This is a genomic window from Pseudomonas sp. PGPR N4 (assembly GCF_059693665.1).
On the sequence record NZ_JCAUKV010000001.1, the window covers coordinates 338,625 to 361,632 of the forward strand.

The 23,008-nt window shown below is 63.3% G+C and carries 23 protein-coding genes; 13 read left to right on the forward strand and 10 right to left on the reverse strand.

The window, feature by feature from the left end; translation table 11 throughout:
* Positions 1-13 precede the first annotated feature (13 nt).
* Together AC58X1_RS01410 and AC58X1_RS01415 are read right to left on the reverse strand one after the other, a co-directional pair.
* On the reverse strand, positions 14-547 hold the full coding sequence (locus tag AC58X1_RS01410; protein WP_101318820.1) for a cytochrome b: 534 nt from the start codon (positions 545-547) through the stop codon (positions 14-16).
* Positions 544-1,596: a catalase family peroxidase gene (locus AC58X1_RS01415; RefSeq protein WP_101322997.1), complete on the reverse strand. Its 1,053-nt coding sequence runs from the start codon at positions 1,594-1,596 to the stop codon at positions 544-546. The genes AC58X1_RS01410 and AC58X1_RS01415 overlap by 4 nt, the downstream gene beginning before the upstream one ends.
* A 125-nt stretch (positions 1,597-1,721) precedes the next feature.
* Here AC58X1_RS01415 and AC58X1_RS01420 point away from each other — a divergent pair, with 125 nt between their 5' ends.
* Together AC58X1_RS01420 and AC58X1_RS01425 are read left to right on the forward strand one after the other, a co-directional pair.
* Entirely contained in the window at positions 1,722-2,243 is a 522-nt protein-coding gene (locus tag AC58X1_RS01420; protein WP_150569456.1) for a sigma-70 family RNA polymerase sigma factor, read from the forward strand.
* Complete coding sequence (locus tag AC58X1_RS01425; protein WP_497428162.1) at positions 2,240-2,992, forward strand: anti-sigma factor family protein; 753 nt, start codon at positions 2,240-2,242, stop codon at positions 2,990-2,992. The genes AC58X1_RS01420 and AC58X1_RS01425 overlap by 4 nt, the downstream gene beginning before the upstream one ends.
* A gap of 9 nt (positions 2,993-3,001) precedes the next feature.
* Here the strand turns inward: AC58X1_RS01425 and AC58X1_RS01430 are convergent, their stop codons facing one another.
* Positions 3,002-3,661, reverse strand: coding sequence for an HAD family hydrolase (locus AC58X1_RS01430; RefSeq protein ID WP_150569454.1), 660 nt, complete (start codon positions 3,659-3,661; stop codon positions 3,002-3,004).
* Positions 3,662-3,761: 100 nt separating this feature from the next.
* On the opposite strand from AC58X1_RS01430, the gene lexA reads away from it, so the two are divergent.
* The 4 genes from lexA to AC58X1_RS01450 are packed head-to-tail and all read left to right on the forward strand — an operon-like array spanning position 3,762 to position 9,492.
* On the forward strand, positions 3,762-4,370 hold the full coding sequence (lexA, locus tag AC58X1_RS01435; RefSeq protein ID WP_101322998.1) for a transcriptional repressor LexA: 609 nt from the start codon (positions 3,762-3,764) through the stop codon (positions 4,368-4,370).
* Entirely contained in the window at positions 4,370-4,990 is a 621-nt protein-coding gene (imuA, locus tag AC58X1_RS01440; RefSeq protein WP_150571889.1) for a translesion DNA synthesis-associated protein ImuA, read from the forward strand. Before lexA ends, imuA begins: the two co-directional genes overlap by 1 nt.
* Positions 4,991-4,996: 6 nt before the next feature.
* A complete protein-coding gene (locus AC58X1_RS01445; protein ID WP_497428163.1) occupies positions 4,997-6,415 on the forward strand; it encodes a Y-family DNA polymerase in 1,419 nt (472 codons plus the stop codon).
* On the forward strand, positions 6,412-9,492 hold the full coding sequence (locus AC58X1_RS01450) for an error-prone DNA polymerase (RefSeq protein WP_497428164.1): 3,081 nt from the start codon (positions 6,412-6,414) through the stop codon (positions 9,490-9,492). The genes AC58X1_RS01445 and AC58X1_RS01450 overlap by 4 nt, the downstream gene beginning before the upstream one ends.
* 7 nt (positions 9,493-9,499) lie before the next feature.
* Here the strand turns inward: AC58X1_RS01450 and AC58X1_RS01455 are convergent, their stop codons facing one another.
* Positions 9,500-10,321 (reverse strand): aldo/keto reductase, encoded by an 822-nt coding sequence (locus AC58X1_RS01455; protein ID WP_497428165.1) that lies wholly within the window; start codon positions 10,319-10,321, stop codon positions 9,500-9,502.
* The gene (locus AC58X1_RS01460; protein WP_101318835.1) at positions 10,309-11,214 is read right to left on the reverse strand and encodes a LysR family transcriptional regulator; all 906 of its coding nucleotides are present in this window, start codon (positions 11,212-11,214) and stop codon (positions 10,309-10,311) included. The genes AC58X1_RS01455 and AC58X1_RS01460 overlap by 13 nt, the downstream gene beginning before the upstream one ends.
* 119 nt (positions 11,215-11,333) lie before the next feature.
* Here AC58X1_RS01460 and AC58X1_RS01465 point away from each other — a divergent pair, with 119 nt between their 5' ends.
* The 4 genes from AC58X1_RS01465 to AC58X1_RS01480 all read left to right on the forward strand — a co-directional run bounded on the left by AC58X1_RS01465 (position 11,334) and on the right by AC58X1_RS01480 (position 14,700).
* Positions 11,334-12,032 carry a CoA transferase subunit A gene (locus AC58X1_RS01465; protein WP_101318837.1) on the forward strand — a complete coding sequence of 233 codons (699 nt, stop codon included), beginning with the start codon at positions 11,334-11,336 and terminating at the stop codon, positions 12,030-12,032.
* 34 nt (positions 12,033-12,066) lie between these two features.
* Entirely contained in the window at positions 12,067-12,723 is a 657-nt protein-coding gene (locus AC58X1_RS01470) for a CoA transferase subunit B (protein WP_101318839.1), read from the forward strand.
* 141 nt (positions 12,724-12,864) lie between these two features.
* On the forward strand, positions 12,865-14,283 hold the full coding sequence (locus tag AC58X1_RS01475) for a short-chain fatty acid transporter (protein WP_101318841.1): 1,419 nt from the start codon (positions 12,865-12,867) through the stop codon (positions 14,281-14,283).
* Between the two features lie 66 nt (positions 14,284-14,349).
* Complete coding sequence (locus tag AC58X1_RS01480) at positions 14,350-14,700, forward strand: hypothetical protein (RefSeq protein ID WP_150569449.1); 351 nt, start codon at positions 14,350-14,352, stop codon at positions 14,698-14,700.
* 102 nt (positions 14,701-14,802) lie between these two features.
* Here the strand turns inward: AC58X1_RS01480 and AC58X1_RS01485 are convergent, their stop codons facing one another.
* The gene (locus AC58X1_RS01485; protein ID WP_150569448.1) at positions 14,803-15,687 is read right to left on the reverse strand and encodes a dihydrodipicolinate synthase family protein; all 885 of its coding nucleotides are present in this window, start codon (positions 15,685-15,687) and stop codon (positions 14,803-14,805) included.
* Between the two features lie 32 nt (positions 15,688-15,719).
* Positions 15,720-16,502 carry an aldolase gene (locus tag AC58X1_RS01490; protein ID WP_150569447.1) on the reverse strand — a complete coding sequence of 261 codons (783 nt, stop codon included), beginning with the start codon at positions 16,500-16,502 and terminating at the stop codon, positions 15,720-15,722.
* A 154-nt stretch (positions 16,503-16,656) separates the two neighbouring features.
* On the opposite strand from AC58X1_RS01490, the gene AC58X1_RS01495 reads away from it, so the two are divergent.
* Positions 16,657-17,196, forward strand: a complete 540-nt coding sequence (locus AC58X1_RS01495) for a helix-turn-helix domain-containing protein (protein ID WP_150569446.1) — start codon at positions 16,657-16,659, stop codon at positions 17,194-17,196.
* A 12-nt stretch (positions 17,197-17,208) separates the two neighbouring features.
* Positions 17,209-18,021, forward strand: a complete 813-nt coding sequence (locus tag AC58X1_RS01500; RefSeq protein ID WP_497428166.1) for an AraC family transcriptional regulator — start codon at positions 17,209-17,211, stop codon at positions 18,019-18,021.
* Here AC58X1_RS01500 and AC58X1_RS01505 read toward each other — a convergent pair.
* The gene (locus AC58X1_RS01505) at positions 17,983-18,567 is read right to left on the reverse strand and encodes a LysE family translocator (RefSeq protein ID WP_220633484.1); all 585 of its coding nucleotides are present in this window, start codon (positions 18,565-18,567) and stop codon (positions 17,983-17,985) included. The two genes, AC58X1_RS01500 and AC58X1_RS01505, sit on opposite strands and share 39 nt — an antisense overlap.
* 270 nt (positions 18,568-18,837) lie before the next feature.
* Here AC58X1_RS01505 and AC58X1_RS01510 point away from each other — a divergent pair, with 270 nt between their 5' ends.
* Positions 18,838-20,409, forward strand: coding sequence for a TerC family protein (locus AC58X1_RS01510; RefSeq protein WP_101318849.1), 1,572 nt, complete (start codon positions 18,838-18,840; stop codon positions 20,407-20,409).
* Here the strand turns inward: AC58X1_RS01510 and rarD are convergent.
* Both rarD and AC58X1_RS01520 read right to left on the reverse strand, forming a co-directional pair.
* Positions 20,372-21,259, reverse strand: coding sequence for an EamA family transporter RarD (gene rarD, locus AC58X1_RS01515; RefSeq protein WP_101318851.1), 888 nt, complete (start codon positions 21,257-21,259; stop codon positions 20,372-20,374). The two genes, AC58X1_RS01510 and rarD, sit on opposite strands and share 38 nt — an antisense overlap.
* Before the next feature lie 33 nt (positions 21,260-21,292).
* The gene (locus AC58X1_RS01520; protein WP_497428167.1) at positions 21,293-22,870 is read right to left on the reverse strand and encodes an EAL domain-containing protein; all 1,578 of its coding nucleotides are present in this window, start codon (positions 22,868-22,870) and stop codon (positions 21,293-21,295) included.
* Positions 22,871-23,008: the final 138 nt, after the last annotated feature.

The following is a 23,008-nucleotide window of genomic DNA, read 5'->3' on the forward strand; positions in this document are numbered from 1 at the left end:
CGCCTGCTGCAGCTTATTTGCCGTCGCGCAGCGGCCCCGGCCACATGCTTTTGAACACAGCATCGCGGCGGACCCAGGCGTGCATCAATGCCGCACCCAGATGCACCAGCACCGTGGCAAACAGCAGATAGCCAGCCCAGCTGTGTGCGCCTCGCAGCAGCGCATACAGCTGCAGGTCGTGCGGGGCAATGGCCGGCAACTGCAAGGGGCGTGGATAACCACCGGCCGAGAGCATCGCCCAGCCCAGCAGCGGCATGCTCAGCATCAGGCCATACAGGGCAATGTGCGAGGCCTTGGCGGCTAGCCGCTGTAGTGCGGGCAGGTCTGCCGGCAGCGGTGGATGGGGAACTGTCAGGCGTACAGCGATGCGTACCAGCACCAGCAGCAACAGCAACAGGCCGGTTGCCTTGTGCAGTTCCACCAGCAACGGATGGCGGGTCGACAGGTCGCTGACCATGCCCACGCCGATAAACAGCATGGCCAGGATCAGCACCGCCATCAGCCAGTGCAGCAACCGCGCGAAGGGGTGAAAGGCAGCAGGTTTCATGGCCGTACTCCAGTGTTGAGAGACTCGCGGCTACGCCGATTGAAGGACTCCGAGTAGGCCGCCGAGCGTGCTGCCAGGATCGGATCGGCAGTGGCCTGAATGCCGCTCGGCAGAATCAGCGGGTCGAAGTTGAGGTCACGGCAGGCGCCTTGCTCGGGGGCATCGACGGCATTGATCACCAGCGTGCCGGCATCGATGCTGCGCCGTTGCGCCGGCCACGGTTTGGACGGGTCTTCCAGCGGGTCGCCCGGCTCGGCCAGGACCAGGCGCAAGGTCCAGCGCAGTGGGCCCTGGCTCAGCCGTTGGGCGAGGTCGTGCTGCAAGAACAGCGTGTCGCTGACCTGTGCGGGGAGGGCGCTATAGGGTGTTTGCGGCTCGACCTGCCAGCGCACCGGCTGCTCTTTGCCCTGGCGGTCGATCAGGCGGAAGGCGTTGATGCTGTGGTATTGGGTGCTGGCAAAGCTGTCGCTGGGCTTGTATGAGGCCGCCCATTGGCGAAACGCCGCACTTTCCGGGTGCTCGGCAAAAAACGCCTGCATACGCGCCGGGTCCGGCTTGCCGGTGGCAGGATCCGGGGTCATGGCCAGCACCTGTTGGTAGAACGCCTCTGGGGTGCCGATTGCCAGTACCGGCGGGTTGTTCATGCCGGTGCGCCAGAGCTGGCCGTCGTCGGTGGCAAATTGCAACGCCATGCTTCGCACGGGCACACCGGTGTCAGGCGTGGCCGGGTTGGCGCCGCCAATGGCGAAGCGGCCGATCACTGGCACCCGCGCCTGCTCGAAGACTCGCGCGCTGGACAACGGCGCGGCCAGCCCGCTGCTCTCGAAGTAGCCGGTGACGCAAAGGCCTTTGGCGTGGTTCTTGCGATACCCGGGGTGGTGCCCGGCCTGGGCTTCGAAGGTGTCGATGATGCGTTGCGGGCTGAGTTTGGGGCCGCCGATCCAGCCAGCGGTGTAGGCAAACGCGCAGCCGGCGACGAGCAGGCCGGCGGCAATGGCCGTCAGCCGCCAAAGCTTGGCGGGGCCGTGCACGGGAGTGTTCATAGGCAACATCCGGGTCAGTGAAGATGCGAGTACGACGGGGCGCGGCGCAACTTATTCCAGCCGCCCGGGAATAAATTTCGTGGCGCTGCGTCTGCCCCTTACACTGACTGCCCATGGGCCGGAATCACAGCATGCACGATCTCGACGACTCGCAATGGCGCGAACTGCTGCAGCGCCTGCGCCGCTTTGCCGTGTGGCTGACGCGCGAGCCGGGCAGTGCCGACGACCTGGTCCAGGCCACCATCGAACGCGCCTTGAGCCGTAGTGGCCAGCAGCGCGAGGCCGAGGCGCTGCGGGCGTGGCTGTTCAGCATCCTCTATCGGCTGTTTCTCGACAGCAAGCGCCGCGACCGGCTGCACCGGCGCTGGCTGGCCTGGTTCAGCGGCGGCCAGGAGATCAGCGAGCCGATCGGCGACAATACCGAAGACATCATCTTCGCCCAGGCCGACTTGCAGGCATTTGCCCAGTTGTCGGCCGAGCAGCGCGCGCTGCTGTTGCTGGTCAGCGTCGAGGGCTTGAGTTACAAGGAGGCCGCCGAGGCCTTGGCTATCCCTATCGGCACGGTGATGTCGCGTTTGTCGCGGGCCCGTGCAGCATTGCGCCAACTGACCGAGGGCAGCCCAGCGTCCCCGGCCCTGCGGAGATTGAAATGACACGCCTGACCCCCACCGAGCACGAGTTGCACGCCTATATCGACGAGCGCCTCGACCCTGTGCGCCGCGCTGAAGTCCACGCGTGGCTGGCCGCCAATCCGCAGGAGGCTGCGCGTATCGAGGCCTGGCGCAACGACGCCCGGCGCCTGCGTGCAGCCCTGGCCGGTTTTGGCGAACTGGCCCCTGGCCCGCAGCTGGAGCTTGGCCAGCTGCAGCGGCGCCTGCGTCAACGGCGTGTGCGCCGGCTGGCGACGGCGGCGGCGTTGTTGTTGAGCCTGGGTGTCGGCGGCATGGGCGGCTGGCAGGCGCGGCAAATGAGCATGGCCTCCACCGAATTGCCCATGGCCGATGCGCTGCAGGCCCATCGGTTGTTTGTCGGCAGCAGCACATTGGATATTCAGGCCAGCGACCCTGGCCAGCTGCGCGCCTGGCTGGGCAGCCATTTCAATCGGGTCGGCCAATTGCCTGACCTGGCCGGCTTGGGCTTTCAGCCAGTGGGTGCGCGCCTGCTGAGCAACGAGCAAGGGCCGGCGGCGCTGGTGGTGTTCGAAGACAAGCAGGGCGAGCGGGTCAGCCTGTTCATGCGCCTGCCCGGCGAGCACTTTGCCAAGATGCCGACCGGTCAACGCACCGATGGCCAGCTGGAAGCGCGCTACTGGTCGCATGGCGCCTACAACTTCGCGTTGGTCAGCGACGCTGACGATCAGCGCAGCGAGTCGCTGCGTGAAGTACTTGGCGTCAGCCTGTAGCGGTTGCTGTCAGCCGCGCATCTGTTCGATCAGGTGCCACAAGCGCGGGTCGTTGAAATCATCGATAACCAGTTGCGCGCCGGCTTGCTGCAAGCGTTCGGCCGTCTGGGTGGTGGCTATGGCCACGGTGAAGATCCCGGCAGCGCTGGCAGCGGTTACGCCGGGCAGTGAGTCTTCAAACGCCAGCGCATGCTCGGCATTCGCCTGCAGCCGCTCCAGGCCGGTCAGGTAGGGCAGCGGATCGGGCTTGGCCCGCGCCAGTTCGTCGGCTACCAGCACCTGCGTGAAACGCTGGGTCAGGCCCATTGCGCCAAGCATGTGTTCGGCATTCAAGCGCGGCGCATTGGTCACCACACACATGCCGATGGCCTCTGCCTGGGCGTAATCGAGCAAACGCAGTAACCCAGGCAACGGTTGCAGTTCAGGGGCGAGCTCGCGAAACAGCGCTTCCTTGCGCTCCGCCAGTGCCTGGCGCTGCGCCGGGCTCTGATCTGGGAACAGCCTGGCGAATAGCTCACCGTTGGCCTGACCGCTGATCTGTTCATCGAACTGCGCCTGGGTCAGCTCGCGGCCGTCCTGCTCGTGCAGCAGTTGGCGGAAGGCTTGCAGGTGCAGTGTGTCGGTATCGGTCAGGGTGCCATCGAGGTCAAACAGCAGGGCGGTCAGCATCGGTTATCCATAAGCTTGTACATCGAGCAGGGGATCATAACCAATGCGCACGACGAAGGGGGCTGTTCAGTTTTAGCAGAAAAGAGTACAAATGTGCTCCATGGACAATATGACCCCCAAACGCCGCGCGATTCTGGCTTTTATCCGCGAGCGCATTACCGATCACAGCCAGCCTCCGAGCCTCGCCGATATCGCCGAGCGCTTTGGTTTTGCCTCGCGTAGCGTTGCCCGCAAGCACATCAGTGCGCTGTGTCAGGGCGGCTATATCGACGTCACGCCCAATCAGGCCCGCGGTATCCGCCTGGCCGAGCCTTTGCGCCGGCCAGAAATCCTTGAACTGCCGGTACTCGGCCAAGTCGCTGCTGGTGCGCCGATCGGGCCTGACCTGGATATCCACGAGCAGTTGCTGCTCGACCCAAGCCTGTTCCGGCGCACGCCCGACTACCTGCTCAAGGTGCGCGGCGAGTCGATGATCGACGACGGCATATTTGACGGTGACCTGGTCGGCATCCGCCAGCAAGGCGAAGCCGACGACGGCCAGATCGTGGTCGCCCGGCTGGATGGCGAGGTCACTATCAAGCGTCTGCAGCGCATCCCCGGCGGCTTTCGTTTGCTGCCGCGCAACCCGGCCTATGCGCCGATCGAGGTTGGCCCTGAGCGCGACTTCTGTATCGAAGGGGTCTTCTGCGGCCTGCTGAGGCGCGACTAATGGGCGCCGTGGTCGATCTGGACGGCCTGCTCGACCAGCGCCGAATTTGGCGTGGCCGGCAAACCCAGGCGCGCCCGCTCGGCCTGCAGCCAACCGGCCATGCCCAGCTCGATGAGCGCCTGCCCGACGGCGGTTGGCCTGCCGCTGCGCTGAGTGAGCTGCTGTTGGCCAGTCCAGGCTGTGGTGAATTGCAATTGTTATGGCCGAGCCTGGCCCGGCTCACCGCAGAGTCCGGGCGGGTGGTGCTGATTGCACCGCCGTTTATCCCTTTTGCGCCGGCGTGGCAGGCAGCCGGGGTTGATCTGCGCTGGCTGATCCAGGTCGAGGCTGCGCCTACCGATGCCTTGTGGGCTGCCGAGCAGTGCTTGCGCTCGGGCAGTTGTGCAGCGGTGCTGTGCTGGCCTGAACGGGCCGATGATCGCGCCTTGCGCCGCTTGCAGGTGGCTGCCGAAACCGGCCAGGCGCTGGCGTTTGCCTGCCGCCCGCAGCACGCGGCGCACAACCCGTCACCGGCGGCGCTGCGTATTGCTGTTGATACCCGGCCCGCACAATGGCGGGTGCTCAAGTGCCGCGGCGGCATGCCGCCTGCTGTGCCCATTGCCAGTCGCGGGCAGGGTTGATGCAGCATGTTGTGGGCCTGCATTTTATTGCCGCAGCTGACGCTGGACAGCGTCCTGCGTGAACGCGATGACCCGGATACGCCGCTGGTATTGATCGGCGGGCCGACTCAGCGCCGGGTGCTGCAAGCAGTCAACCCGGCTGCTGCCAGGCTCGGCTTGTGCGCTGGGCAGACGCTGACGGCCGCCCGCGCATTGGCCGATGGTTTCACCTGCGTTGAAGCCGACCCGGCCCAGGTCGAGCAGGTTCAGCAGTTGCTGGCTGCCTGGGCCTACCGCTACAGCGCGCAGGTCAGCCTGCATTATCCGCGGGCCTTGCTGCTCGAGGTCGGTTCCAGCCTGCAGTTGTTCGGGCCATGGCCTGTGCTCCAGGCGCGCCTGCGCGAAGAGCTGGATGCTCTGGGGCTGCGCCAACGCATTGTGCTGGCGAGCAACCCGGTGGCTGCTCGCATGCTTGCCAACTGTCATGACGGCCTTGCCCTGAGCGATGCCGACGACACCCGCGCGGCCCTGGCCAAGCTGCCGATCAACAAGGTCGGGCTGCCCACCGAGGCCAGCGAGGCCTTTATGCGGATGGGCCTGCGTCAGCTCGGTGAGGTGCTTGGCCTGCCGCGTGATGCGCTGGCCCGGCGCTTTACCGCCGGGGTGCAGCTGCATCTGGATCAACTGCTGGGGCTGCGCAGTCTGGGTCTTGAGTTCTACCTGCCGCCGGACCGCTTCGAGACGCGTCTAGAGCTCAACTTCGACGTTGAATCGCATCAGGCCTTGCTGTTCCCGTTGCGGCGGATGATCAGCGACCTGGCGGCATTTCTGGCCGGGCGCGACTGTGGCGTGCAGCGCTTCGAGCTGCACCTTGAGCATGTTGAGGGCCCGGACACCGTGCTCAAGGTCGGGTTGTTGGCCGCCGAACGTGATGCGACCCTGCTGTTCGAGCTGGCCCGCGGGCGCCTCGAGCCGCTGCGCATCACTGCGCCGGTGCGCAACCTGCGTTTGCTGGCAGCAGACCTGCCGGCCTTTGTGCCGCAGCATCAAGCGCTGTTCGACCCGCGCGCGCAACAGGCGCAGCCGTGGGAGCAACTGCGCGAACGGCTGCGCGCGCGGCTGGGTGATGAAGCGGTGCAGGGCCTGCGTGCCGAAGCCGATCATCGCCCCGAGTGCGCTTGGCAACTTGCCAGCCAAGGTGCGTCCGGGCCGCTGCAGGCTGCTGTAGATAGCCGCCCGGGTTGGTTGTTGGCGGCCCCTTTGCGCTTGAGCGAGGCCGATGTGCAGCTGTTGGGGCGAGCCGAACGGATCGAATCGGGCTGGTGGGATGGCGGCGATGTGCGCCGTGACTACTACCGCATCGAAACCCGTGAAGGCTTGCGCGGCTGGGCCTATCAAGACCTCGCCGAGCCTGGTCCGCTGTGGTTGCAGGGGTGGTTCGCATGAGCGCCGGCGGCTATGCCGAGCTGCATTGCCTGTCGAACTTCAGCTTCCAGCGTGGCGCTTCCAGTGCCGACGAGTTGTTCAAACGTGCCCGCGAGCAAGGCTATACGGCGCTGGCGATCACCGATGAGTGCACCCTGGCCGGTATCGTACGCGGCTGGCAAGCCGCCAAAGCGCACCAACTGCGGCTGATCGTCGGCAGCGAAGTACGCTTGCAGGACGGGCCGAAACTGGTTTTGCTGGTCGAGAATCTGCGCGGCTATCAGAGCCTGTGTGGCTTGATCACCCGCGCCCGGCGGCGGGCGGGCAAAGGCGAGTATCAGTTGTTTGCTGCGGACCTTGAGGCCAATTGCGAGGGCTTGCTGGCGCTATGGATACCGGATGAGGCTGACGACGCGAACGCCGTTCAGTGGCTGCGTGAGCTGTTTGGCGAACGGCTGTACCTGGCCGTGCACCTGCACCGTGGCGCTGACGACACTACGCGCCTGGCTCGTTTGCGCACGCTGGCTACCCAGTTAGACATTCGCGCTGTGGCCTGTGGTGATGTGCACATGCACAGCCGTGGACGGCGCGCCCTGCAGGATTGCATGACCGCCGTGCGCCATCACTGCACGATTACCAGCGCCGGGCGTTACCTGTTCGCCAACGGCGAACGCCACCTGCGCAGCCTGGCTCAGCTCAACGAGCTGTACCCTGCAGACTTGCTCGAACAAAGCCAGTTGATCGCCGAGCGCTGTCACTTCGACCTGAGTGAACTGAAATACCAGTACCCACGCGAAGTAGTGCCGCCAGGGCAAACCCCGGCCAGTTGGCTGCGCCACCTGTGTGAACAGGGCCTGCCCCGGCGTTGGCCGGACGGCGCCAGTGCCGAGGTGCGCCAGGTCCTCGACAAGGAGCTGGCGCTGATCGAAGAGCTGCACTACGAGAGCTACTTTCTCACCGTGCACGACATCGTCGATTTCGCCCGCAAGCAAGGCATTCTCTGTCAGGGCCGCGGTTCGGCGGCCAACTCGGTGGTGTGTTTTGTGCTCGGCATCACCGAGCTTGATCCGATGCAGCATCATCTGCTGTTCGAACGGTTTCTCTCACGCGAGCGCAACGAGCCACCCGACATTGATGTGGACTTCGAGCACAACCGCCGCGAAGAGGTCATTCAGTACGTGTTCCGCCGCTATGGTCGCCACCGTGCGGCACTGACCGCCGTGGTCAGTACCTATCACGCGGCTGGCGCGGTGCGCGATGTGGCGCGGGTGCTCGGGCTGCCGGCCGATCAGGTCGATGCGCTGGCCAAGTGCTGCGGCCGCTGGACGGATCGCATCCCCGATGCGCAGCGCCTGGCCGAGGCGGGCTTCGAGGCGCAAAGCCCGTCGTTGCGGCGGATTCTGGTGCTGGCCGGCGACCTGATCGGTTTCCCCCGGCACCTGTCGCAGCACCCTGGGGGCTTTGTCATTTCCGAGCAACCGCTGGACCAGCTGGTGCCGGTGGAAAACGCGGCGATGGCCGAGCGCACGGTGATCCAGTGGGACAAGGACGACCTCGATATGGTCGGCCTGCTCAAGGTCGACGTGCTGGCGCTGGGGATGCTCAGCGCGCTTCGCCGTTGTTTCGATCTGCTCGCGCAGCACCGTGGGCGCCATTTGACCCTGGCTACCATTCCCAGCGAAGACCCTGCGACCTACGCCATGATCAGCCGCGCCGAGACCATCGGTGTGTTTCAGATCGAATCACGCGCGCAGATGGCCATGCTGCCGCGGCTCAAACCCAAGACGTTTTATGACCTGGTAATCGAAGTGGCGATCGTCCGCCCGGGCCCGATTCAGGGCGACATGGTCCACCCGTATCTGCGCCGGCGGCTAAAGCAGGAAGAGGTGACGTATCCGTCGCCAGCGCTCGAGGCCGTGTTCAAACGCACGCTGGGTGTGCCGTTGTTCCAGGAACAGGTCATGGAGTTGGCGATGGTTGCCGCCGACTACAGCCCTGGCGAAGCCGATCAGTTGCGCCGCAGCATGGCCGCCTGGAAGCGGCACGGCGGCCTTGAACCGCATCGCGTGCGCTTGCTCGAGGGCATGCTGCGTAACGGCTACGAGCTGGCTTTTGCCGAGCGCATCTTCGAGCAGATCAAGGGCTTTGGCAGTTATGGCTTCCCTGAGTCGCACGCTGCCAGCTTTGCCTTGTTGTGTTACGCCAGCAGCTGGCTCAAGTGCCACGAGCCGGCGATCTTCACCTGTGCCTTGGTCAACAGCTGGCCAATGGGCTTCTACAGCCCTGACCAGTTGCTCCAGGACGCCAGGCGCCAAGGGATCGAGGTGCGCCCGGTGGACGTCTTTTACAGCGACTGGGACTGCACCCTTGAGCCGTTGGCCGGCGGCGCCTTGGCGATCCGCCTGGGCTTGCGCCAGATCCGCGGGTTTACCCAAGCCGATGCCTTGCGCCTGGCACAGGCCAGGCAGCAACAACCTTGGCGCGATGTCGAAGACCTGTGCCTGCGCGCCGAACTCGACAGCCGTGCCCGCGCGCGCCTGGCAGATGCCGGGGCGTTGCGCGGGTTGGCCAGCGATCGTCATCAGGCCCGCTGGCAGGTGGCTGCCGTGCAGGCGCAACTGCCCTTGTTCGCCGATATCGGCAGCGCAGGCGAGCAGGCCGTGGCGTTGCCAAGGCCAACCCTGGCGCAGGACCTGGTAGCCGATTACGCCACCCTTGGCACCACCCTTGGGCCGCACCCGTTGAGTCTGTTGCGCCCGCGTCTGCGCGCGCTGGGTTGTCGCAGTTCGGCGGAGCTGGACAGCGTCGAGCATGGCGATGCAATTGCTGTGACCGGTCTGGTGGTTGGCCGGCAGCGTCCTGGCACGGCCAGCGGGGTGACATTTGTCACCCTGGAAGACGAGGCGGGCATGGTCAACGTGGTGGTCTGGCGCGACCTGGCCGAGCGTCAGCGAAGGGCGCTGGTTGGCGCCCAGTTGCTCAAGGTCAGTGGCCGACTGGAACACGAGAAGGGCGTCAGGCACTTGATTGCCCGGCGCCTGGAAGACGTCAGCCCGCTATTGCAAGGGCTGGACGTGCGCAGCCGCGACTTTCACTGAGGCCCGCCTAGACCATCGCCAGGTGCTGCTTGCGCGTAGGCGGGGCAAAGGCCTGATCAATCGCTTGCAGGTCGGCAGCGCTCAAGCACAGCTCGCCTGCCGCGGCATTGAGCTGCACATGCCTTGGGTCGACGGCCTTGGGGATGGCAATCACTCCCGCATGGCGGGTAACCCAGGCCAGGCTGACCTGCGCTGGGGTGGCGTTGTGGCGCTCGGCGATTTCGGCTATCAGCGGATGCTGCAGTAGCTGACCTGCCTGGGCCAGCGGGCAGTAGGCCATGATCGGCATCTGCTGCGCCTGGCTCCAGGGCAACAGGTCGAACTCGATGCCGCGTTGGGCCGGGTTGTACAGCACCTGGTTCGCTGCACAGTCCGCGTTATCAAGCTCGATCATGTCGTCCAGATCGAAGTTGGAAACACCCCAGCGGCGAATCTTGCCTTGTTCGCGCAAACGCTCGAAGGCCTCGACGGTTTCTTCCAGCGGATACTGGCCACGCCAGTGCAGCAGGTACAGGTCAATGCAATCGGTGCCCAGCCGGCGCAGGCTGCGCTCGCAGGCTTGCGGCACGCCGCGCTGGCTAGCGTTGTGCGGGTAGACCTTGCTGACCAGAAACACCTGGTCACGGCGACCAGCCATGGCGGCGCCGACCACTTCCTCGGCGCCTCCTTCGGCATACATCTCGGCGGTGTCGATCAGGCTCATGCCAAGCTCGATGCCTTGCTGCAAGGCCGCCACCTCGGCGGCCTTGCGCGCCGGGTCTTCGCCCATGTACCAAGTGCCTTGGCCTATGGCGGCAACGCGGCGGTCTGCAAGTTCTACTGTGCGCATGTCAACTCCTGTGGCGGGGTGTGGGCAATGACTACATCCAGCAGCGCCTCGGCTGCGGTTGAAAGCTTGTGTTCACTCAGCGAAATAACGCCAATACGCCGCTCGACGCTGGGTTCAACCAAGGCGACGCAGCGGGCGCCAAGCTCCTGCATCTGCTTGATGCACAGGGCCGGCACAGCGCTGACGCCAAGGCCATTGGCGACCATGCGGCCGATGGTGGTCAACTGATGGCTCTCGAACGCCACGGTCAACTTGCCGTGGCCGGCGGCGACGTTTTGTTCCAGCAGCAGGCGCACCGCAGACGGTCGTTGCAGGGCGATGAAATCTTCGGCCAGCAATGCCTGCCAGCTCACCTCATGCTGCAGCGCCAGCGGTGAGTCTGCTGGCACCACCGCCACGAAGCGGTCCATGTACAGCGGCACAAAGCGCAGGCCGTCGAGGTTGTCCGGCTCGAAACCAATGCCTAGTTCGACGCGGCGATGGCGCACCAGTTCCTGCACCTGTTCATTGATCACGTCATGCACGGTGACGTTGACCCGCGGATAACGCTGGCGAAACACCTTCAACGCCTGCGGCAGCAGATTGCCGGCAAAGGCCGGCATCGCCGCCACCGAGACCCGCCCCAGTTGCAAGGTAAAGCGCTGGCGCAGCATCTCTTCGGTGTCGTCCCAGTCGGCCAGCAGCCGCCGCGCCAACGGCAGCAGCACCTCGCCTTCGGGGGTCAGGCTGACGCTGCGGGTGGTGCGGGCGAGCAGGGCGCCGCCGAGGTTGTCCTCCAACGCCTTGATGGTCAGGCTCAAGGCCGGCTGCGACACATGCAGATGCTCGCCCGCCTGGGCAAAGCTCAGGTACTTGGCTACGGTGACAAAGGCACGCAACTGCTTGACGTTCATGCGGGGGTGGGCCTTTTGTTTTAGAAAAATTATCAATCGATGACTAAAACAAAATTAACAAATCAGTCGGCAGCGGTGAAGATGGCTGCACGCACAAACAACTATAAAGGCGAATCAGCATGGCCGGACTGGACAAGCGCGTTGCAACCTACGAAGAGGCCCTGGCAGGCCTGACCGACAACATGACCGTACTGGCCGGCGGCTTCGGCCTCTGCGGCATCCCGGAAAATCTCATCGCCCAGATCAAGCGCAGCGGGGTCAAGGGCCTGACCGTGGTCTCGAACAACTGCGGCGTCGATGGGTTCGGCCTGGGCATCCTCCTCGAAGAACGGCAGATCGCCAAGATGATCGCGTCCTATGTCGGCGAAAACGCCGAGTTCGAGCGTCAGTTGCTCAGCGGCGAACTTGAAGTGGTACTGACCCCCCAAGGCACTCTGGCAGAAAAAATGCGCGCGGGCGGCGCTGGCATACCGGCGTTCTTCACCGCCACCGGCTACGGCACCCCGGTTGCCGAAGGCAAGGAAGTGCGTGAGTTCAATGGCCGCAAGTACATCCTCGAAGAAGCCATCACCGGCGATTTCGCCATCGTCAAAGGCTGGAAGGCCGACCACTACGGCAACGTGGTGTATCGCAACACGGCGCAGAACTTCAACCCGCTGGCCGCAACCGCCGGCAAGATCACCGTGGTCGAGGTCGAGGAGATCGTCGAACCCGGCGTGTTGCTGCCAAGCGAGATCCATACCCCAGGGATCTTCGTCGATCGTGTGATCGTCGGTACCTTCGAGAAGCGCATCGAAAAGCGCACCGTCAAGGCCTGAACGCCGCCCATAGAACAACAAAGAGATCCAGACCATGGCACTGACCCGCGAACAGATGGCCCAACGCGTCGCCCGTGAACTGCAGGACGGCTTCTACGTCAACCTCGGCATCGGTATCCCGACCCTGGTGGCCAACTATGTCCCCGCCGACATGGACGTGATGCTGCAATCGGAAAACGGTCTGCTCGGCATGGGCGAGTTTCCCACCGAGAGCACTATCGATGCCGACATGATCAACGCCGGCAAACAAACCGTCACCGCCCGCCGCGGCGCCTCGATTTTCGATTCGGCACAATCGTTCGCGATGATCCGCGGCGGCCATGTCGACCTGACCGTACTCGGCGCCTTTGAAGTGGATGTGGAAGGCAACATTGCCTCGTGGATGATCCCCGGCAAGCTGGTCAAAGGCATGGGCGGCGCCATGGACCTGGTCGCAGGCGCCGACAACATCATTGTCACCATGACCCATGCATCCAAGGACGGCGAGTCCAAGCTGCTGTCGCGCTGTAGCCTGCCGTTGACCGGTGCTGGCTGCATTCGCAAGGTGCTGACCGACCTGGCCTATCTGGAAATCGAAAACGGGGCGTTCATCCTGCGCGAAACCGCGCCGGGCGTGACTGTAGAAGAAGTGATCGCCAAAACCGCCGGCAAGCTGATCGTTGCCGATGATGTGCAAGAAATGACCTTCTGATCGCCACTGGTTTACCCCAGCCCCCTGTAGTGGTGGGCTTGCTCTGCAAAGGCTGACCCCCTTTGCCGAGCAGGCCCGTTGCTGCAGGTTTTTGCGTGTGCCTTGAAATCCCCTGACAAGACCAATAAAAGGAAAACTACCGTGGCCGCTGAAATTCAGGATAGCCGCTCCGCCCGGTTCGCTCTGCGCTGCTCCAACTGGGCCGAGCGCTGGTTCCCCGACTCGTGGGTATTTGCCGCCTTGGCGGTGGTGCTGGTGTGCGTGGCCGCAATGGCCATGGGCGCCAAGCCGACCGACACTGCCAAGGCCTTTGGCGATGGTTTCTGGAGCCTGATCCCGTTCACCATGCAGATGGCCTTTGTGGTCATCGGCGGTTATGTGGTCGCCAGCTCACCGCCGGCGGCACGGCTGATCGATCGGCTGGCACGGATCCCGAAAAACGGCCGTTCTGCAGTCTGCTGGGTGGCGCTGATCTCGATGGTGGCGTCGTTGCTCAACTGGGGCCTGTCGCTGGTGTTCGGCGGCTTACTGGTAAGGGCATTGGCCCGCCGCACCGATCTGAAAATGGACTATCGCGCTGCAGGCGCAGCGGCCTACCTTGGCTTGGGCGCGGTATGGGCGCTGGGCTTGTCGTCGTCGGCGGCGCAGCTGCAGGCCAACCCGGCCAGCCTGCCGCCGTCGATCCTGTCGATTACCGGCGTGATTCCCTTCACCGAGACCATCTTCCTCTGGCAGTCCGGCGTCCTGCTGGCGGCGCTGGTGATCGTCTCGCTGATCGTGGCCTATGCCACCGCACCCGGCGCCAGCAGCGCGCGTACTGCCGAGCAATGCGGTATCGACCCCAGCTTCACCGCGCCGCCGCCGGCGCAGCGTACCCGTCCCGGCGAATGGCTGGAACACAGCCCGGTGCTGACCTTGTTGCTGGTGGCATTGGCTGCAGGCTGGCTGTACCAGGAGTTCGCCAGCAAACCGGCGATTACCGCGATTTCCGGGCTCAACACCTACAACTTCCTGTTCATCATGCTCGGCGCTCTGCTGCACTGGCGGCCGCGCAGCTTTCTCGATGCCGTGACCCGCGCAGTGCCGACCACCACCGGGGTGCTGATCCAGTTTCCCCTGTATGGCTCGATCGCCGCGGTGCTGACTCAGGTCAAGGGCATCGATGAGCAGACTCTGGCTCACCATATCTCGACCTTCTTCGTGCAGATCGCCACGCACGACACCTATGCCTTGCTGATGGGTGTGTACTCGGCGGTGCTGGGCTTCTTTATCCCCTCGGGTGGCGGCAAGTGGATCATCGAAGCGCCGTACGTGATGCTGGTGGCCAACGACCTGCAGTATCACCTCGGCTGGGCGGTACAGATCTACAACGCGGCCGAAGCCTTGCCCAACCTGATCAACCCGTTCTACATGCTGCCGCTGCTTGGGGTGCTTGGGCTCAAGGCGCGGGACCTGATCGGCTTCTCGTTCGTGCAGCTGCTGGTGCATGCGCCGTTGGTGCTAGTGCTGCTGTGGGCACTCGGCTCGACCTTGCAGTACACGCCACCGGTGATGCCGTGAGCGGGTGCGGGCACTTAAACGGTTAAACGCGGTCACAGCCGGGCACATATTTACTCAGGAGCTGCAATGAAGAAGATTTCTCTGTGTCTCGGCGCCGCACTGTTGGCCGGGCTGGCGGGCTGCGCCGGCAATGACCACCTCGACACCAGCCGACTGACCAAGGTCGATGAGAACCACGCCAACCTTGAAGCGAACGGCGCGCGTTATACCCTCGACAGCTACATCATCCCGTTCAACCAGCCATACTTCATCAGCGTCCAGCGCGATGACGGCAAACCGCTGACCATCGCCGAGGCGGCAGCTGTCGCACAGCCGTACATCGAAACACGTGGCTGCACCCAGCCCGTGGCGCGTCGTCCGGATCTGGACAAGAGCAACGCTGCGAAAACCCAGTGGATCGTTGGCATAGAGTGCTGATGACTGGCTGTTTGCTGGTGCGCTGAATCGACAACGCCTGGCTGACCTCTGTTGAGGTTCAGGCAGGCGCTTGTGCAGGGTGTGGCTACCCGCTCAAACCGCTCAGCGCAGTTGCGCCAACAGTTCCTGCAGTTTTTCGATGTTCTGTTGATCCAGCGCGAACACCGGCCGGCGTGGTTCACCCGCATCCAGCCCGGTCAGGGTCAGGCCGGCCTTGACGGTAGCCGGTAAGCCGCCCTTGAGGATGAACTCAAGCAATGGCAACTGTCGGTAGAACAGCGTTTTGGCCTGTTCCAGGTCACCCGCCAGTACCGCGTGGTACAGCTCCAGATTGAGTTCCGGGATCAGGTTGCAGGCCGCCGTGCACCAGCCCTTGGCACCCGCCGCGAACGCTTCCAGCGCCAACGGGTTGCAGCCGTTGTAGAACGGCACCTGACCCTCACCGAGTACATGCAGCTTGTGCATCCGCTGAATATCGCCGGTGCTTTCCTTGACCATGGTGACGTTGTCGATTTCGCGCACGATGCGCAGGATCAGCTCGACCGGCATGTCGGTGCCGCTGGTGGCCGGGTTGTTGTAGAGCATGATCGGCAGGTCTACCGAAGCTGCGATGGCGCGGTAGTGCTGAACAATCTCGCGCTCGCTGAGCTTCCAGTACGCGGTCGGCAACACCATCAGCGCATCGGCGCCATGTGCCTGGGCAAAACGGGCACGGCGGATCGCCCCGGTAGTGGTCAGGTCAGAGACGCTGACGATGCTCGGCACGCGCTTGGCAATGCTGGCCAGGCTGTACTCGGCGACCTGTTGCCATTCACTGTCGCTCAGGTAGGCGCCTTCACCGGTGCTGCCCAGCGGCGCGATCACGTGTACGCCACTGTCGATCAAACGCTCGATGCACTGGCCGAGTGCGGGCAGGTCAAGCTGTTCGCCGGCATGGCTGAACGGGGTAACGGTGTAGCCGATGATGCCGTGGAATTGTGTAGTCATGGTGCAAGGCTCCGCAAACAAGGCAGGGTTGATCAGTTCAGGCAGTCTTCATGCTTACGCAGGCACTGGCGGGCGTAATAGTTGAAGGCAGCAGTGTGGCGTTTGGGCCGGTCGATCCAGTCGTGTGCCTCGCGGCCCAACGCGGGAGTGATCGGTTTGATGGTGCCGGCAGCCATCGCCAGCAATTGCAGACGGGCGGCGCGTTCGATCAATTGGGCGTAGACGCAGGCTTGCTCGACGCTGGCACCGGTCGACAGCTGGCCGTGGTGCGAGAGCAGAATGGCGCGCTTGTCGCCCAGCGCGTTGCTGATCAGTTCGCCTTCTTCGTTGCCCACCGGGACACCTGGCCAGCCTTCGAGAAAGGCGCAGTCTTCGTAAAGCGGGCACAGGTCCATGTGCGAGACCTGCAGCGGCACTTCAAGCATCGACAGCGCTGCGACGTGAGTCGGATGCGTGTGAATGATGCAGTTGACGTCTGGACGGGCGCGATAGACCCAGCTGTGAAAACGGTTGGCCGGGTTGGGCATGCCCTGTCCTTCGAGCACTTCCAGGTCCTCGTTGACCAGCAGCAGGTTGCTCGCACTGATCTCGTCGAAACCCAAGCCCAATTGCTGGGTGTAGAAGGTACCGGGTTGTGGCCCGCGGGCGCTGATTTGCCCAGCCAGGCCGGAGTCATGGCCGTGGTCGAACAGAATTCGGCAGGTCAGTGCCAGCTTTTCGCGCACGGTCCACGTATTATCGGCGAGCGAACTTTGCATCTGGGTCAGCGCCTGGCGCACCAGTTGCTCTTTGCTGTGTGACAGGGTTGTGGCCATGGGCGACTATCCTCTGTGGCGAATGATGAAGGTCAGCGGTCTGTGCTCGGCTGTGTGGTGTGGTCCGAGCTCGATGACGCAATCAATGACACGAGATATCCTATATGACACAAAGTGTCATAAGCAACAGCGTTTCTTGGGAATACCGAAATTCATGTCTATCCGATTGAAATTGCTGAGAAAAAAACTCGGTATCACGCTTGAGGTACTGGCTGACAAGGCCGGGATGACCAAAAGCTACCTGTCCAAAGTCGAGCGCGGGCTGAACACACCGTCGATCGCCAGCGCGCTGAAATTGGCGCGGGCGTTGAACGTCAACGTCGAGGAGCTGTTCTCCGAAGACGCCAGCGATCAGGCGCGCTACAGCCTGGTCCGCCAGGGTGAACGGCAGTCCTTGGTCGGCAGCGGCGAGGGTCCCGGCTATGCCGTGCTGACCTCGCAGGTCGGCCAGCGCAGCCTGCTGCCGTTTCTGATCCAGCCGCCCACCGAGTTCAGCGATCCGACCTTCAAAGAGCACCAGGGCGAGGAGTTTCTGTTCGTCCATAGTGGCCAGGTTGAGGTCGATTTCATGACCGAGCGTGTGCTCCTGGGGCAGGGCGATGCCTTGCATTTCAACGCCCAGACTCCCCACCGGCTGCGCTCGATTGGCCCGCAGCAGGCGCAGTTGCTGGTGGTCGTGCAGGGCGGCGAGTAAGGGGGCGGGGCGATGATCGAGGTCTCACGGTTCTGGCGCGATCCGGCATTGCCTTTTGTTGAAGCGCGCCGCGTGGGTGACGGCCGCCAGGTGTGTTACGCGGCACACTCCCATGAGAGCTTCTCGCTTGGAGTGATTACGGGTGGGCGCAGCAGCTACATGACCGGAGCGGTCAGTCATGAGGTGACTGCGGGCAGCACGGTGTTGATCAAACCGAGCGTGGTGCACAGTTGCAACCCAGTTGCTGGCGAGCCGTGGTCGTACCTGATGCTGTTTGTCGATATGCCGTGGCTGAGTGCGCAAGGCGTGCTGTTGCCAGAGGCAACCCTGAGCCATTCCACAGCGCTGTACAGCCGGGTACTACAGTTGTTCGCGGACTTGTTCGATGAAGCGACGGCCGAGCGCGAAGCCTTGCTGGCAGCTTTTTTTCGGGACTTGCCCGGCTATCTGCAACCTGAGGTAGCGACGCCCAATGATGAGCATGCGCAATTGGACGCTGGCGCAGCGTTCATCCGCACGCACCGGCAGGACCCGTTGACCCTCGCCGATATCTGCGCCGCTGCCGGATTGTCGCGGGCCTACCTGATTCGCGCCTTCCGCCAGCGCTTTGGGTTGACCCCGCATGGTTATCTGCTGGACCAGCGCGTGCAATATGCGCGCAGCCAACTGCGCCTGGGCTGGCCCATCGCCGAGGTGGCGGTGGACGCAGGCTTTGCTGATCAGGCGCATTTGCAGCGCGCGTTCAAGCGGCACCTGGCGGCAACCCCCGGGCACTACCGTAACGCCTCAGGCGCGCAGCAGCACCACAGCGCTGGCCACGAGTAATGCCGCCAGCAGGCGATTGAACAAGCGCAAGCGCTTCGGCTTGTCCAGGTAGTGGCTGATCACACTGCCGGCCCACGCCCAGCTGGCGATCGAGACAAAGCAGATCGGCGCGTAAATTGCGCTGAACAGCCACAGCAGTGGCTGATCTCCGCCGGTATAGGCGCCCACGCCGGCAACAGCCGCCAGCCACGCCTTCGGGCTCAGCCACTGCATGGCCGCGCCTTGCCAGGCTGAGGGTGCCTGCAGCTGTTGTTCAGCCGCTAGTTCACCGTTGTCGCGGGCCAGTTGCCAAGCCATGTACAGCAGGAACAACACACCGCCCCACAACAGCAACTGGCCCAGCGCTGGCCAGCGCAGCAACAGCTGGTGCACACCCAAACCGCACAGCAGCAGTAGCAAACAGAAACCCAGCGTCGCACCTGCGACATGGCCAAGGCTCGCCCGCAGGCCGTGGCGGGCGCCGCTGGCCAGGGCTACGATATTGACGGGGCCGGGTGAAATCGAGGCTGCCAGGGCAAAGGCAGCCATGGACAAGGACAGGCTCATGAGCAGGATTCCAGAGTTGAGGTGCGCTGATGGTGCGCGCCCACCCGGCCTACGTATTGAACCAAAGTCCCCTGCGGTTTGCCTCGGAAACACCTGTTACAGGTTTTGTAATAGTTTCCCGCTGTCAGAAAATACGACTGTAATTGTAGGATCTCCATCCCAATTTCCCATTCAGGTATCTATGAACACCTTCTCGGAGCCCCCCAGTTCCTGGTCGTCTCGGCCATCTTGCACCCCCTCCCGTAACACATCTCTTGTGAGTACCCGCTAATGGAATGGCTTGCCGACCCCACGGCCTGGCTAGGCCTGTTGACGCTTATCGTCCTCGAGCTGGTGCTGGGTATCGACAACCTGGTGTTCATCGCCATCCTGGCTGACAAGCTGCCCCCGCATCAGCGCGACCGCGCGCGGGTGATCGGCTTGAGCCTGGCGCTGATCATGCGCCTGGGCCTGCTGGCGAGTATCTCGTGGATGGTCACCCTGACCGAGCCGCTGGTCGAGCTCTTCGGCAAGACGTTCTCGGGCCGTGACCTGATCATGCTGTTTGGTGGTGTGTTCCTGCTGTTCAAGGCCACCATGGAACTGCACGAACGACTGGAAGGGCATGTTGCGCAGTCCAGCGGCAGCGTCCGCCATTCGGCGTTCTGGCCGATCGTTGCGCAGATCGTGGTGCTCGATGCGGTGTTCTCGCTGGACGCGGTGATCACTGCAGTGGGTATGGTCGAACACCTGTCGATCATGATGATCGCGGTGATCTTCTCGATCGGTATCATGATTGTTGCCAGCAAGCCGCTGACCCGCTTCGTCAACGCCCATCCGACCGTGATCATGCTGTGTCTGGGCTTCTTGATGATGATCGGCTTCAGCCTGACCGCAGAGGGCCTGGGCTTCCATATCCCGAAAGGCTACCTGTACGCGGCGATTGGTTTCTCGATCCTGATCGAGCTGTTCAACCAGCTCGCCCGGGCTCGTCGCAAGCGCAGCCTGCAACAGCATCGCCCACTGCGTGAGCGCACTGCGCATGCGGTATTGCGCCTGATGGGCGGTCGCCGGGTAGAAGCGGACGAAGTTGGTGAAGAGATTGCCGATCTGGTTGAGGGTGGTCAGGAGCAGGTGCTGTTCGATCGCCGCGAGCGGGTCATGATCAGCGGTGTGCTGAACCTTGCCGAACGGCCGATCCGCACGGTGATGACGGTGCGTACCGAAGTCGATGCGCTGGACCTGGCACTGCCTGCCGAGAGCATAACCTTGGCCTTGGCCAACTCGCCATACTCGCGCCTACCGCTGATTCGTAACGGGCGTATCGAGGAGCCGCTTGGTTTCGTGCACAAGAAGGAGCTGCTCAAGGAGTACCTCGAGGGCAACAGACCTGACCTTGAGGCGATGGTGCGGGCGCCCCTGAATCTGCTGGAGAGCTTCAGCATCCTCAATGCGCTGGAACAGATGCGCGGCCAGTCGACCCATATCGCCTTTGTGGTCAACGAATTCGGTGACTTCACCGGTTTGCTGACCATGACCGATATTCTTGAGTCGATTGCCGGTGAGTTGCCAGACGCCAGTGAGGTCGAAGGCCCGGCCATTGTCGAGGAGGCTGACGGCTTTGTGGTCAGCGGTGCCTTGAACCTTAGCCAGGTGCAGGCGCGGACCGGCTTCAGTGCCCGCGCTACCGAGGACTACCAGACCCTCGCGGGCCTGGTGATGAGCTTGCTGGACCGCTTGCCGCGGGTCGGTGATTGTCTGGCCTGGAACGGCTGGACCATGACCGTGATTGCGGTGGAGGAGCGGCGCGTGCGCCAGGTGCGCCTTACACAGAGCGGCGGCGTTGACGGAGCAGGTGCTTGATGCCCTCGAGCACCAGCACCAGTACTGCCGCCCAGATAGGCAGGTAAGTCAACCACTGGTCACGACCAATGGTTTCGCCCAGCAGCAGGGCGACGCCGACCAGCAGCACCGGTTCGACATAGCTGAGCAGGCCAAACAGGCCGAACGGCAACAGCCGACTGGCGAGTACATAGGCAATCAGTGCACCGGCGCTGATTGCCCCGAGCAGCGGAATCAAGCCGTAAAGCCCGGGGTGTGCACGCAGGTCGGCGGCCGACAGTGGGCCGTGGAACACGAAGTACAGCGCCCACGGCAACAGCAGGAACATGTCGCACCACAGACCGCCCAGGTGATCGGTGCGGCAGCGCCTGCGCAGCACGAAGTAGATCGGGTAGCCGATCATCACCACCAGGGTTTCCCAGGCGAAGCTGCCATGCTGGTACAGCTCGTGGCCTACCCCCAGCGCTGCGCACGCCACTGCCACTTTTTGCAGGCGTGAAAGCCGTTCGCCGTAGACCAGCCGCCCGGTCATGACCATCGCCAGCGGCAACAGGAAATAGCCCATCGACACCTCTAGGCTGCGCCCGTGCAACGGTGCCCAGAGGAACAGCCACAGCTGCACACCCATCAACCAGGAAGTGCCGAGCATGCCCAGTAGCAGCGCCGGGCTGCGGCGCACCCGGGCAAACAGCTCGGCGACACGCTGCCAGTCCTTGCTCAGCAGCATGAAAAAGGTCAGGCAGGGCAGGGTCAGCAGGGTCCGCCAGCCAAAAATCTCTTCGCCGTCGAGCGGCGCCAGCAGCGAGCTGTAGAAGTACATCACGGCGAACAAGCAGGACGCCGTGACCGATGTAACAATTCCTTTTGACACGAATGCCTCAATTACAGTGAATGAACGGTTTGGTCAGCTGCGCATGATCTCAGGGCGAACCTCCTTGGGCAACTGCGGACGAGCCGCCAACGCCTGGAGAAAGTCCTCCAGCGGCATCGGCCGGGCAAACAGGTAACCTTGCTGAAAGTCCACGCCGTGACCTTGCAGATAATCGCGCTGCGTGGCTGTTTCGACACCTTCGGCGACAATGCCCAGGCCCAGCTTGGCCGACAGTTCGATGATGCTCTCGAGGATGTGCTGCGACAGCGCGTCACCGCCGATCATGGCGACAAAGCTCTGATCGATCTTGAGGTAATCGACCTTGAACTGACGCAGGTAATTAAGGCTTGACTGGCCGGTGCCAAAGTCGTCGAGGGCGATCATCACGCCCATGTCATGCAGTTTGGCAAACAGCTCGAGCGCAACCGGGGTGGCCTCAAGCAACTTGCGTTCGGTGAGCTCCAGAGTCAAGGCAACTCGCCCAGGAGGAAAGTGCTGCAGGAACGTCCGGCAATCTTCCAGCAAGCTCAGATCCTGGCAGTGGTCGGCAGTGATGTTGATGCCGATATGAAAGCCGTCTTCCAACAGGGCCGCGTAGGGCGCGAGGCTTTGAGCGGTGTGCAGCATGAGGGCGCGGGTCATCGCGACGATCTGCCCGCTGTGTTCTGCATAGGGGATGAACAGGTCAGGGCGCACCAGACCTTCGCGCGGATGGTTCCAGCGCATCAACACCTCGGCCCCGGCCCAGTGGTAATCACCCTTGCGTACTACAGGTTGGAAGTATGGTACGAATTCGTTGGCCTGTAGCGCCCGATCCAGCTCCGCGCGTGGGGACGATGCACGGCGCAGTTGCCAGCGGCAGACACCTGCGGCCGCGACGCCCAGCAGCAGTAACAGGGCCATCACCGCAGGGTACTGCTGACTGATCAGTTCGACCTGCTCGCCTGCGGCAAAACCGCCATGGACACTGAACGGATAACGCGTCGAGGCCTGCTCTACTGCGGCGCTGGGCGATGCAGGCGGAGTGCCTTGATGAACTATGCCATCTTGGCCCATCCAATTGCCGCCGACGCGCAGGTACAGTTGCTGACCGCTGCCAATGAGCCGCAAGGCAGTGAGCAGATGGTCACTGTCGACAATGGTGAGCGCCGCGCGTTGTGCGTTGCCTGCACGATAGACCAGCAAGGCATGCCCTGGTGTGACAGAGTTGCCATCCATCAGCCACAGACGGTCGTCAGTGTAATGAATGGGGCTGACAGCCTCCTGATGCTCGCCAAACAATGACGTACAGTAGAGGATGCTGTCGCTGACCAGATTGGCTGAGCGCACAAAAGGATTGCGCGTGACCTCACTGCGCAGCGCGACCGCAAGCTGCGCGCACGGCTGCCCTGCCAGTGGCAGCAGGGCCTGGGCTGCCGTTGCCAGGCTGTCAAGAATGTGCTCGACATGGGCAACGACCAGACGGCTGGTTTTCTCGCTGGCCTGATACATGTCACGCTGGCTTTGCCAAGCCATTACACCAGCCCCGCACAATACAGGCAGAAGGCCCACCAGCCACGGGAGCAGGGCATGCCAACGGCGGCGGCCGGGATGTTTGTTTGAAAGGGGCATGTGGACCTGAATGTGACGATGACCTGCCTAGGATAGCCGCTGGTCGGGCTGAGCGGACAACTAAAAGCGCGACAAACCCATTTACGCCCTATAGAATCCAATTACGAATAAAACAATAAAGTCCTCTCATGCTGAGGG

Coding starts and splice junctions, on each gene's coding strand:
- AC58X1_RS01500 (WP_497428166.1), top strand. CDS start 17,209: ATGATCGAGGTCTCACGGTTCTGGCGCGATCCGGCATTGCCTTTTGTT.
- AC58X1_RS01445 (WP_497428163.1), top strand. CDS start 4,997: ATGTTGTGGGCCTGCATTTTATTGCCGCAGCTGACGCTGGACAGCGTC.
- AC58X1_RS01470 (WP_101318839.1), top strand. CDS start 12,067: ATGGCACTGACCCGCGAACAGATGGCCCAACGCGTCGCCCGTGAACTG.
- AC58X1_RS01425 (WP_497428162.1), top strand. CDS start 2,240: ATGACACGCCTGACCCCCACCGAGCACGAGTTGCACGCCTATATCGAC.
- AC58X1_RS01410 (WP_101318820.1), bottom strand. CDS start 547: ATGAAACCTGCTGCCTTTCACCCCTTCGCGCGGTTGCTGCACTGGCTG.
- AC58X1_RS01420 (WP_150569456.1), top strand. CDS start 1,722: ATGCACGATCTCGACGACTCGCAATGGCGCGAACTGCTGCAGCGCCTG.
- AC58X1_RS01430 (WP_150569454.1), bottom strand. CDS start 3,661: ATGCTGACCGCCCTGCTGTTTGACCTCGATGGCACCCTGACCGATACC.
- AC58X1_RS01460 (WP_101318835.1), bottom strand. CDS start 11,214: ATGAACGTCAAGCAGTTGCGTGCCTTTGTCACCGTAGCCAAGTACCTG.
- AC58X1_RS01450 (WP_497428164.1), top strand. CDS start 6,412: ATGAGCGCCGGCGGCTATGCCGAGCTGCATTGCCTGTCGAACTTCAGC.
- AC58X1_RS01520 (WP_497428167.1), bottom strand. CDS start 22,870: ATGCCCCTTTCAAACAAACATCCCGGCCGCCGCCGTTGGCATGCCCTG.
- AC58X1_RS01505 (WP_220633484.1), bottom strand. CDS start 18,567: ATGAGCCTGTCCTTGTCCATGGCTGCCTTTGCCCTGGCAGCCTCGATT.
- AC58X1_RS01490 (WP_150569447.1), bottom strand. CDS start 16,502: ATGGCCACAACCCTGTCACACAGCAAAGAGCAACTGGTGCGCCAGGCG.
- AC58X1_RS01510 (WP_101318849.1), top strand. CDS start 18,838: ATGGAATGGCTTGCCGACCCCACGGCCTGGCTAGGCCTGTTGACGCTT.
- AC58X1_RS01495 (WP_150569446.1), top strand. CDS start 16,657: ATGTCTATCCGATTGAAATTGCTGAGAAAAAAACTCGGTATCACGCTT.
- lexA (WP_101322998.1), top strand. CDS start 3,762: ATGGACAATATGACCCCCAAACGCCGCGCGATTCTGGCTTTTATCCGC.
- AC58X1_RS01485 (WP_150569448.1), bottom strand. CDS start 15,687: ATGACTACACAATTCCACGGCATCATCGGCTACACCGTTACCCCGTTC.
- AC58X1_RS01480 (WP_150569449.1), top strand. CDS start 14,350: ATGAAGAAGATTTCTCTGTGTCTCGGCGCCGCACTGTTGGCCGGGCTG.
- AC58X1_RS01455 (WP_497428165.1), bottom strand. CDS start 10,321: ATGCGCACAGTAGAACTTGCAGACCGCCGCGTTGCCGCCATAGGCCAA.
- imuA (WP_150571889.1), top strand. CDS start 4,370: ATGGGCGCCGTGGTCGATCTGGACGGCCTGCTCGACCAGCGCCGAATT.
- AC58X1_RS01465 (WP_101318837.1), top strand. CDS start 11,334: ATGGCCGGACTGGACAAGCGCGTTGCAACCTACGAAGAGGCCCTGGCA.